Annotated in this window: 9 protein-coding genes; 1 reads left to right on the top strand and 8 read right to left on the bottom strand. The window is 74.1% G+C overall.

Annotation, left to right across the window (positions count from 1 at the left end):
- Positions 1-3 precede the first annotated feature (3 nt).
- The 7 genes from ACFYZB_RS37850 to ACFYZB_RS37880 all read right to left on the bottom strand — a co-directional run bounded on the left by ACFYZB_RS37850 (position 4) and on the right by ACFYZB_RS37880 (position 8,452).
- On the bottom strand, positions 4-1,116 hold the full coding sequence (locus tag ACFYZB_RS37850) for a GNAT family N-acetyltransferase (protein WP_388766201.1): 1,113 nt from the start codon (positions 1,114-1,116) through the stop codon (positions 4-6).
- Positions 1,113-1,775: a lipopolysaccharide biosynthesis protein gene (locus ACFYZB_RS37855; protein ID WP_388766203.1), complete on the bottom strand. Its 663-nt coding sequence runs from the start codon at positions 1,773-1,775 to the stop codon at positions 1,113-1,115. The genes ACFYZB_RS37850 and ACFYZB_RS37855 overlap by 4 nt, the downstream gene beginning before the upstream one ends.
- A 7-nt stretch (positions 1,776-1,782) precedes the next feature.
- Complete coding sequence (locus ACFYZB_RS37860) at positions 1,783-2,913, bottom strand: glycosyltransferase (protein WP_388766205.1); 1,131 nt, start codon at positions 2,911-2,913, stop codon at positions 1,783-1,785.
- 24 nt (positions 2,914-2,937) lie between these two features.
- Entirely contained in the window at positions 2,938-3,630 is a 693-nt protein-coding gene (locus ACFYZB_RS37865) for a polysaccharide deacetylase family protein (protein WP_388766208.1), read from the bottom strand.
- A 91-nt stretch (positions 3,631-3,721) separates the two neighbouring features.
- Positions 3,722-5,818, bottom strand: coding sequence for a lipid II flippase MurJ (locus ACFYZB_RS37870; protein WP_388766210.1), 2,097 nt, complete (start codon positions 5,816-5,818; stop codon positions 3,722-3,724).
- Positions 5,815-7,155 carry an O-antigen ligase family protein gene (locus tag ACFYZB_RS37875; protein ID WP_388766212.1) on the bottom strand — a complete coding sequence of 447 codons (1,341 nt, stop codon included), beginning with the start codon at positions 7,153-7,155 and terminating at the stop codon, positions 5,815-5,817. The genes ACFYZB_RS37870 and ACFYZB_RS37875 overlap by 4 nt, the downstream gene beginning before the upstream one ends.
- Before the next feature lie 112 nt (positions 7,156-7,267).
- Entirely contained in the window at positions 7,268-8,452 is a 1,185-nt protein-coding gene (locus tag ACFYZB_RS37880) for a glycosyltransferase (protein WP_388766214.1), read from the bottom strand.
- 286 nt (positions 8,453-8,738) lie between these two features.
- Here ACFYZB_RS37880 and ACFYZB_RS37885 point away from each other — a divergent pair, with 286 nt between their 5' ends.
- Positions 8,739-9,032: a hypothetical protein gene (locus ACFYZB_RS37885; protein WP_351213031.1), complete on the top strand. Its 294-nt coding sequence runs from the start codon at positions 8,739-8,741 to the stop codon at positions 9,030-9,032.
- A 152-nt stretch (positions 9,033-9,184) separates the two neighbouring features.
- Here ACFYZB_RS37885 and ACFYZB_RS37890 read toward each other — a convergent pair whose 3' ends face one another.
- On the bottom strand, positions 9,185-9,517 hold the full coding sequence (locus ACFYZB_RS37890; RefSeq protein WP_351213033.1) for a hypothetical protein: 333 nt from the start codon (positions 9,515-9,517) through the stop codon (positions 9,185-9,187).
- Between the last annotated feature and the right edge of the window lie 158 nt (positions 9,518-9,675).

Below are 9,675 nucleotides of genomic sequence, written 5' to 3' on the forward strand. Positions count from 1 at the left end.
CGCCTAGGCGGACTCGGCCGGGGCGGTGGTCCGGCTCAGGAGCCGCTTCGCGCAGTCCCGTGCCGCGGCGCCGCAGACGGCGGCCGCCAGCAGCGGTGCGGTGCGCCGGCGGGCCAGCAGGAAACGCTGGTTGACGACGGTCTCGGGAACCCAGCGGTACTTGTACGGCTCCATGCCGCGCAGGAAGCTCAGCACCGCGACGCCGTCGGGGACGAGGTCGTCGACGGCCGCGCTGATCATCATGGTCGCCGCGTCCGCCTTGCGTTCGAGCAGCCCCGGGTGGATGCCGTAGAGGTAGAGCCCCGCCAACTCCCGTGCGCGGAAGTTCAGATCGACGGCCACCACCTCGTCCTGGAGCCGGTACTCCCGCACCACGGCCTCGCCGGACCGGGCCAGGGCGACCACCGAGCGGAACAGGTGGTCGTGGAAACGCGGCCGCAGATGCTCGCCGGTGACCCTCCTGCCCTTCCACTGCAGCCGGTGGAGTTCCAGCAATCGCCGCAGCGCCGTCCCCGCCTCAAGGTGGCCCACGGTGCGCCACTCGACGCCGAGCTTCCTCAGCTTGTTCTGTTTGTTGCGCACCAGCTGGGCGCGCCTCCTGGGCAGCCGTTTGGTCAACTGCTCCATCGGCAGGGCGGGGATCTGAAGGCACACCGAGTCGCTCAGGAGCCGGCGCGGACCGTGCCAGGCCGCGTAGACGCGTTCCACCGCGCTGCCGGGCCGTACCTCGCGGAAGTCGATCAGGGCGGTGCGGGCCAGGCCGGCCAGGGCGTCCGCCAGCGCGGCCGCGCCCTGCTCGGCCGCCGTCTCGTCGAGCAGCACGTCGCAGAAGTCGGTGACGGCGCCGCCGATCGGCGCCAGCACCGGCAACGGGCCGGGCAGGCGCATCAGCGGTGCCACCGCCACCAGGTCACCGTGGGCACGCACCAGGACCAGCCGGAGCCTGCCCGGCTTCCCGTACGACAGCCACCACGAGTGCAGCCAGGCGTGGCTCTGGAACGTCGTCGCGGAGGGGCAGGCCCGGTACAGGCGTTCCCACTCCCCCGCCAGCCCGGCGAAGGTCTCCTCGTCGGTGCACACCTCCACCGACAGCGCGGGTGCGGACGCGGTGGTCATCGCACGGCCTCGGCGGCGGGAGCAGGGCCCGGCAGCTGCGCCCGTCCCGTGCCGTCGTCCACCGCCGCCCGCCGCGGCCGGGCCAGCAGCGCGAGGCCGCCCAGCAGGCCACCGGCGCCGGCGCCCACGAGCGAGGTGAGCGCCGGGGACTCGGACGAGGGGGCGGTGGGTGTCAGGGCACGGGACAGGCCCACCAGCGCGACGCCGGTGTCCTTCCTGGTCCGGTCGGCCTGCTGGGTCAGCGCGCCGGACACGGCGTTGGCGATGGCGGCGGCCCGGCCGGGGCGCTCGGAGGTCGCCGAGATCGCGATCATCGGCGCGTCGGGCGAGGTCGCGGCCTGGACGCTGCTGCGCAGCTTCTGCACCGGCACCCCCGACCGCGCCTGCGCCTGCCCGAGCACGGCGGGGTCGGTCACCACCCGGCCGTACCCCTGCGCGAAGCCGAGTGCGGTCGCGGAGTCGGCCTTCGCCCTGTCGGCGGGTACGGCGATGACGTAGCTGGTGGCCGTGTACCGAGCCGGTGTCACCGCTCCGTACACGCCCCCGGCGGCGGCGCCGACCAGCGCGCCGGCCGGGATGATCCACCGCAGCAGCAGTCGCCCGGCACGCGCGAGCATCGGACGCGGCAGTCGTACGGGCGACGAGGGGCTGTCGGACATCGGGGCCTCACTTCCACGTTGAGCCGGACAGCACGGCCGTGTACACGTCCATCAGCTGCCCGGCGGTTCGCTCGATGCTGTAGTGCCGCACGGCGTCCGGAACGGCACGCTCGCCGGGTCCCGCCGCGCGCAGCCGCAGTAGTTCCCGGACGTACGCGTCGGTGCCGCCGCCGACCCGTCGGGCGCACGGTGCGCTGTCCGGGGGCAGGTCGTCGACGGCGGGGCAGGTCGTGTAGAGCACGGGCAGCCCGGCCGCGAGCGCCTCCAGCACGGCCAGGCCGAAGGACTCCTCCGCCGAGGGGGCGGCGAGCACGTCCATCGCGGACAGCAGGGAGGCCAGCGCGGGCGCACGGTCCCGGGGGGCCGGCAGATACGGCCGTTCGCCCGTCAGCACCACCCGGTCGGCGACCCCCAGGTCGTGGGCGGTGCGCCGCAGCGCCGCCTCCTGGCATCCGCCCCCTACCAGCAACAGCCGGACATCCGCGGGGAGTTGGTGCAGCGCGTGCACGAGCAGGTCGAAGCGCTTGCCCCGGTCGAGGCGGCCGAGGCCACCGACGACGTACGCGTCCTGGGGGATTCCGTAGAACGCACGGGCCTCCTCGCGGCGCACCGCGTCGTAACGCAGCCGGGGCGCGTCGATGCCGTTCGGGATCATCCGGACGCGACGACCGGGCACACCCCACCGCCGCAGCCGTTCTGCCACCGTCGGCGAGACGGCGATCGTGGTCCGGCCGAGGCGCTCGCCGGCCAGGTACAGGGCCCGGACGCCCGCGGTCAGCCGACGGCCCTCGATCTGGGTCTCGCCCAGGGAGTGCTCGGTGGCCAGCACCGCCCGCACCCCTGCCAGGCGCGCCGCGATCCGGCCGTACAGACAGGCCCGGTACAGGTGTGTGTGCACGAGGTCGTAGCCGCCTGCGCGGATCAGTCCGGCCAGGCGGGGCAGGGCGCTCAGGTCGCGGTTGCCGCCCATGCCGAGGTGGGCGACACGGACGCCGTCGGACCGCAGTGCGTCGGCGACCGGGCCGGGGTTGGCCAGCGTCACCACGTCGCAGCGGACCGGCAGGTGACCGAGCAGCAGACGCAGCTGCTGCTCGGCGCCACCGACCCCAAGACCGGTGATGACGTGCAGGGCTTTCACGGTGCCTCTTTCACGGTGCCTCTTTCACGGTGCCTCCAGACCCCGCCCGCAGAAACGGGCGAGGCGCGTCTTCAGCTCCAGGCGCGCGGCGGTGTCGGCCCGCCCGATGTGCAGCCGGGGCAGGGCCAGGTCGCCGGCGAGGGCGGGGTGGGGGGCGATGGCGCAGGCGTAGCCGTACCCGGCGCGGCCCACGGCGGCCTGGGCCTGTGCGTCGACCCGGCCGTAGGGGTAGGAGAAGCCCTGCACGTCGGCGTCGATGAGCTCGGCCAGTAAGTCACGGCTGCGGCGGACCTCGGTGTCCAGTTCCTGGGGGCCGACCCGGGTGAGGTCGACATGGGTGAGGCCGTGCGAGGCGATCTCGACGCCGGCGGCCGCGGCCCGGCGGATGCCGTCGACGCCGAGGAGGCGCTTGCGCGGGCCGAGCGGGTCCCAGTCGTTCTCGCCGTCCAGCAGCCCGGCCAGCACGAACGCCGTGGCCCCGCACTGCCAGCGGCGCAGGACCGGCAGCGCCGCGGTGACGAAGTCGGCGTAGCCGTCGTCGAAGGTGAGCCCGACGAGTCCGCGCTCCCGTCCGCGTGCGCGGGCCGCGAGCAGCTCCCGCATGCTGACCCCGCGCAGGCCGCGGCCGCGCATCCAGGCGAGCTGGCGGTCGAGCCGGGCGGGGGTGACGGTGATGTCGTACGGGTCCTCCGGATGGTCCGAGACGGAGTGGTACATGGCCACCCAGGCGGCGGGTCCCCTCTTGCGCCCTGCTCGGCCGGCTGGTTCGTGATCAGGTTCGCCGGCGTGCGGAGACGACACGGCTACGTCAACGACCATGAGTCATACCTCGTGTGACGATGCGTCGGGCGGTGAGCGTGGCGCGGGCAAGGACGGTCCGGGTGTCTGCCACGTCGAGAGCCCAGACCAGCACGAGGAAGACGGCCGTCGCGCTCACGCAGCCCATGGCGACGGCGGCCGGGGGTGAGGCGAACGGCCGCGCGCAGACGGCCCCGGCTCCGGCGGCGCACAGCGCCGTCCACACCGGTTTGGCCAGTTCGGCGACGACCCGGGGGACGCACACGGGGACGCTGCGCGCACCCATCCCGAGCAGCAGGAGCAGCGCGGTGAGGGTGATGCCGGCGGCGTTGGCCGCGGCGATGCCGCGCGCGCCCCAGAACCCCACGGCCCAGGCGCCGGCGACGATGTTGACGATCAGGCCCACCGCCATCGCACCCAGCGGGTACCAGGTGGCGCGGCCCGCCGAGAAGTACGACCGCACGAGCACCCCCACCAGGGCGTGGCCGAGCAGCCCGAGGGCGTACACCCGCATCGTGGAGGCGGTCGCGGCGGTGTCCGCAGCCGTGAACGCTCCGTGCTGGAACAGGAGTTGGATGATCTGCGGCGCGCAGGCCTCGATCACGGCGGTGCCCAGCAGCACGAGACAGCCCACCAGGACGAGGTCGCCCTCCATCCGGTCCCGGGCCCCCCGCAGGTCGCCCTCGGCTACGGCCCTCGCCAGCACCGGAAAGGTGACCACGCACATCATCAGCGACAGCGACATGGGCAACTGCGCGACCTTCTGGGCGTAGTTGAGGTGCGAGATGGCGCCGGCGGGCAGGGCCGAGGCAAGGTAGCGCTCGACGAACACCTGTGCCTGGCGGCACAGCACGAACAACAGCACCGAGGTGACCAGGGCCGGCGTCAGCGGACGCTCTTTGTCGCCGTCCGTCGCGGGCAGCGGCTGCGGGCGGGGCTGCGCGGAGATCCTGCGCCACAGGGACGGCACCTGGACCGCGATCATCAGGCATCCGCCGAGCGCGACGCCCAGCGCGGCGCCCTGTACGCCCCAGCGTTCGCCGAGGCCGAACAAGGTGGCGATGATCGCGATGTTGAGCGCGAGCGAGGTCGCCGCCGGAGCGACGAACGAGCCGTGCGCGCGCAGCGCCGCACTGCAGTACCCGGCCAGGCCGAAGGTCAGCACGCAGGTCGAGGTGAGCCGGGTGCAGTCCGCGGCGAGCGACGCGTCGGGCAGGCTGGGCGCGAGGAGGGAGACCAGCAGCGGTGCGCCCGCCATGATCGCCAGGGCCGCGGCGGCGAGGCCGAGGCACAGCCGGGGCAGGGAGGCGGCGACCAGCGCGCGCACCGGGTCACGCCCTCCCGTCACGCTGCCCCGCCGCGCCAGTGCCACGCTGAACGCGGGGACCAGCACGTACGCCATGCCGGCGTCGATCAGTAGCGTCGCCGCCGTCTCGGCCACGGTCCAGGCCACCAGGAAGGCGTCGGTGTCCGCCCCGGCCCCGAAGAAATGGGCCAGGGCCTGGTCCCGGCCGAGCCCGAGCAGCGCCCCGGCCACGGACAGCGCGGCGGAGATCAGGGTCGCCTTCGCGAGGAACCGCCCCGAGGCCGTCCCCGGGAACGTCTCCGGCGCCGCGTCCGTCCCGGCGGCACCGGTGTCCGCGAGCGCCGAGCCCGACTCAGGAACCGTACGGGTGACGGCGTCCCCGGTGTCCGCCGGGTCGCAACCGAGCGCCGTACCCGGCTCGGGCGCCGGGTGGGCGACGGCGATACCGGTGTCCGCCGGGCCGGAGCCGAGCACTGTGGCCGGCTCGGGCACCGGGGGCGTGACGGTGGCACCGGTGTCTGCCAGGTCGTAGTCGTGCGCTGCGCCCGGCTCGGGCGCCAGGTGGGCGACGGCGTCCCCGGTGTCCGCCCGGTCGTAGCCGAGCGCCATGCCCGGCTCCGGCACCGTGCCAGTGACGGCGGTACCCGTGTCCGCCGGGCCGGAGCCGAGCGCCGTGCCCGGCTCGGGCACCGGGGGCGTGACGGTGGCACCGGTGTCTGCCAGGTCGTAGTCGTGCGCTGCGCCCGGCTCGGGCGCCGGGGGCGCGGGCTGGTGCTGGGCCACCGGGGGTGTGGGCCTCACCGGGGGGTCTCCGGTGAGGGCCGGGCCGTGGCGGGTGCCGCGTCGGGTGCCAGGGCCCACCAGGCGGCGAGTCCCAGGACCACGGCCGTCAGGGTGGCGCTGGGGCCGCCGATGTCGGCGTACACGTAGTCCACGAGCAGCCACAGCAGCAGTCCGCAGATCGCGACGGCACAGTCCGGGGCGCGTTCCGTACGCCGCAGCCGTCCGACAGCGCAGACCAGCAGCGCCAGCCAGCTGCCCGCCACCGTGACCAGGCCCAGCAGGCCCTGCTCGCTGAGCATCAGCAGATACATGTTGTGCGGCGAGAGCAGCGGCTGGCGCCAGTAGCCCCGGCCCGCTCCCTCCGTGTCGCTGCCCGACGACAGTGCGAGCGGGGCATGCCCGTCCCGGTAGGCGGGAAAGGCCTTCAGCCCGACGCCCGTCACGGGGTGTTCGCGCCACATGGCGGTGGCCGCCGCCCAGAGGCTGTAGCGGTCGGTCACGGACTGGTCCGGTGCGTCGGTGACCCGGGTGATGCTGCTGAGCCGTTCCTGCAGTGCCGCCGTGCCCACACCGAACCCGCCCGCCAGCACCACCGCGGCCGCGACCGCCGTCACGCACACCTTCGCCGCGCGCCGTGCCCCGGTCGACAGCAGCTGCGCCCCGCACGCGAGGGCGGTGGCGATCCAGGAACCCCGGCTGAAGGACACCGTGAGCGGCAGGAGCAGCACCAGCGCACACGCGGCCGCCACGACCCGCTGCCGGCGCGCCTGCGCCCCGAGGGCGAGACCGGTCGCGGCGACCACCCCGAACGCCACGGAGGTGGCCATGTCCATCACGTTCGTCGGCCCGAACGTGCCCACCGCCCGGATGTCGGCCCCCTGGTACGAGGCCCCGGTCCCGGTGAGGTACTGGTGCACCCCGATCGCGCCCTGCCACAGCGCGAGGCCGACCAGCGACCAGAGCACCAGCCGGGCGTCGCGCCGGTCCCGCACCAGCAGCACTACGGCGACCGGGACGAGCACGAACGCCTGCAGGTACCGGGCCAGTCCGGTGAGGGCGTCACCGGGCGTCGCCGCCCCGCTCGCGGCGACCGCGATGCCCACCACCGGCAGACCCAGGACGACCGCGGCCGTCCTCGTCAGGGGGCGCAGCGCCCGCCGCGAGGTCCGTACGACGGCCCACAGCACGGCCAGCCCCGACACCGCGTCGGCGGGGGTGACCCTGCTGTCCGGTGTGGCCGGCAGGCACAGCATGAGGACGATCGCCACGACGGGCAGGACCGGCGTGACGCGGCGCAGCACCGGCAGCGCCAGCGGCCTCGCCGCCGGCGGCAGGGCCGTCGGGGACGTGCTCACCGGCACTCAGCTCCCCGTCGGCCGTACGAACAGGACCGCCCTGAGCCCGGTGGCACCGCTCCGCATCCGGTGGCGCGCCGGGCAGCCCGCAGGGGCCTGGCTGAAGCCGCGGTCATGTGGTGATGGACTCCCTGCTCTGGTTGGGCACCAGGACAGGCGGCGCGACGGTGCCGAGCAGTTCGCGGTACACGTCGATCACTGCGCCCGTGGTGTGCCGTACGTCGTGGGCGGCGAGCACGTGCGCGCGGCCCTGCGCACCCAGTGCCGCGCGCAGCGGTGCGCGGCGCAGCAGCGCCGTCAGCGCCCGGGCCAGCAGGTCGGGGTCCTCCGGCGGGACCAGGCAGTGCGGCAGATGCCCGGGCGGCAGGCTCTCGCGTGCTCCGGCCACATCCGTGACCAGGACGGGCCGGGCGCACGCCATGGCCTCCAGCGGGACGAGTGCCATGCCCTCCCAGCGGGACGGCAGGACCACGACGTCGGCGGACCGGTACCAGGGGGCGGCATCGGGTGCCGGACCGGCGAACTCCACCGACGCGGGCGCGAAGGCGCGCAGTCGGTCCGCGTCCGGTCCGTCGCCGACCAGCACCAGCCGCGCGGCGGGCTCCTGATGCACGACGGCGGGCCAGGCCTTCAGCAGGACGTCCTGGCCCTTCTGCCGGCACAGCCGTCCCACGCATACGACGAGGGGGCCCGCGCCGGGCCGGGCGATGCTGCCTTCCGGCCGGAACCTGCTCGTGTCGACGCCGTTGGGAATCACGTGCCACTGGGCGGTGATGCCGCTCTGCTCCCCGGTACGCCGCTCGGCCTCGCTCACGCACAGGACGCGCGTCGCCCATCGCGCGCCGAACTGCTCCCAGCGCAGGGCGGCTTGGGCCATGACGCCGTCCGCGGCCTCGAAGGACCAGGCGTGCGGCTGGAAGACGGTCGGGAGGCGGCCGCGCACCGCGAGCCGTGCCGCGAGCCCCGCCTTCGCGCTGTGCGCATGCACCACGTCGGGGCGCACCTCACGCAGGATTCGTGCCAACCTCCCCACCTCGCCGGGAAGTTGGGGCCCCGGCGCGTGGGTCGCGTCCCAGGGCAGCACCCTGCAGCCGGCCGCGCGCAGGGCGTCCGTCAGGGTGCCGCCCCGCGGGCAGGCCACGGCGACACGCAGCCCCGCGGCGAGCTGTGCCGCCGCCAGGTCCGTCACGAACCGGGCGACACCGCCCTCCACGGGCTGCGTGACGTGCAGGACGTGTGGCTCGCGTGCGGCGGACCGCGTCGCACGGCGCGGGACGGAACCGAGGGGAATGCGCATGACCAGGGCTTCCCTTCCGAAGAAACATTCCGAACCCGTCACAGACGGTGTGAACTCGAGTTCGGTATAAACGCATCGGATTCAGTACGCAACACTAGCCGCTTATCCGTCTTTTTCCGGGAAGCCGTGAACGGTGTCGGAAACACGCCCTCATTCAGGGGAATAATCCGATAAGAATGCCGCGAGGTCATTCAGGATGTATGAGTTCCGGGAACTTGCCGCCATGGAGTTTCCCGGAGCGCCTTTCACTCGTTAGCCCAAGCGGAAGCGAGATGAAAGGAACCCGATGAAGAATCTGAAGGCTGCCGCCCTCATGGCCGGAGCCCTGGTCGTCGCCGGCGCTGCGGCGCCCGCTGTCGCCGCGGACCTGCCGGGACAGGGCCTCCTCGAGGACGGGAAGTCGGTCGCCCGCACCCTCCCCAACGCAGCCGAGGTGCCCACGGGTGGACTGGCCGACAACGTCAAGCAGACGGCGCAGGGCGTGAAGAAGTCCGGCGTCGTCAAGACCCCCGTCTTCGGCCGCATGCTGCCGAACCCCCTGAACGGCAAGCCCCCCGTGGCGCTTCCGCCTCTCAAGTAGAGGACATGCCTGCCGGTCCGCAAAGGCCGGCTCCGCCTGCCGCGGAGCCGGCCTTCTTCATGTGCAGGAAAAGCAGTGTGCGGAAAAGCAGCGTGCGGGAAAAGCAGATGGCGGCCCGCCGAGCGTCGGCGGGCCGCCAGGCTGAGGACTGCTCAGAAGAACAGGCCGCCGGTGTACGAGCCGAGCTGCGACTGGTCGACCGGGGCCGTGTTGCACGCGGCGTAGTGCGAGTTCGGCGCGACGGTCGCGGCGCCGCCGAGGACGCCGACGGCACCGTTCGACCACGGCGCGATGCAGCGGCCGTCGACAAGCGAGCCGTTGGAGACGACGAGGCCCTGCTGAGGGGAGTTCACGACGACCGGGGACTCCGAGAAGCCGTCGCCGCCGGTGACGGTGGTGTTGTTGTCGTCGGCCGCAGCGGCGCCACCGGCCGCCAGGACGAGGCCCGCGGCCAGGACGGACAGGGCCGTTACCTTCTTACGCATAGATGCGCCTTTCAGATGGGAGGGGCGGGTCGGGGGGGGGCCGGGGCCCCCGGGCCCCCCCCCCCCCCCGCGCGGGGGGGGGGGCCGCGGGGGGCCGAAACGCACGCCCCCCCGGGCACGGGCGGTGTGAGGCACGGGGACCAAAGGCGCGGTGGTCG

It is taken from the genome of Streptomyces sp. NPDC001852 (assembly GCF_042891825.1).
Lineage (GTDB): Bacteria > Actinomycetota > Actinomycetes > Streptomycetales > Streptomycetaceae > Streptomyces.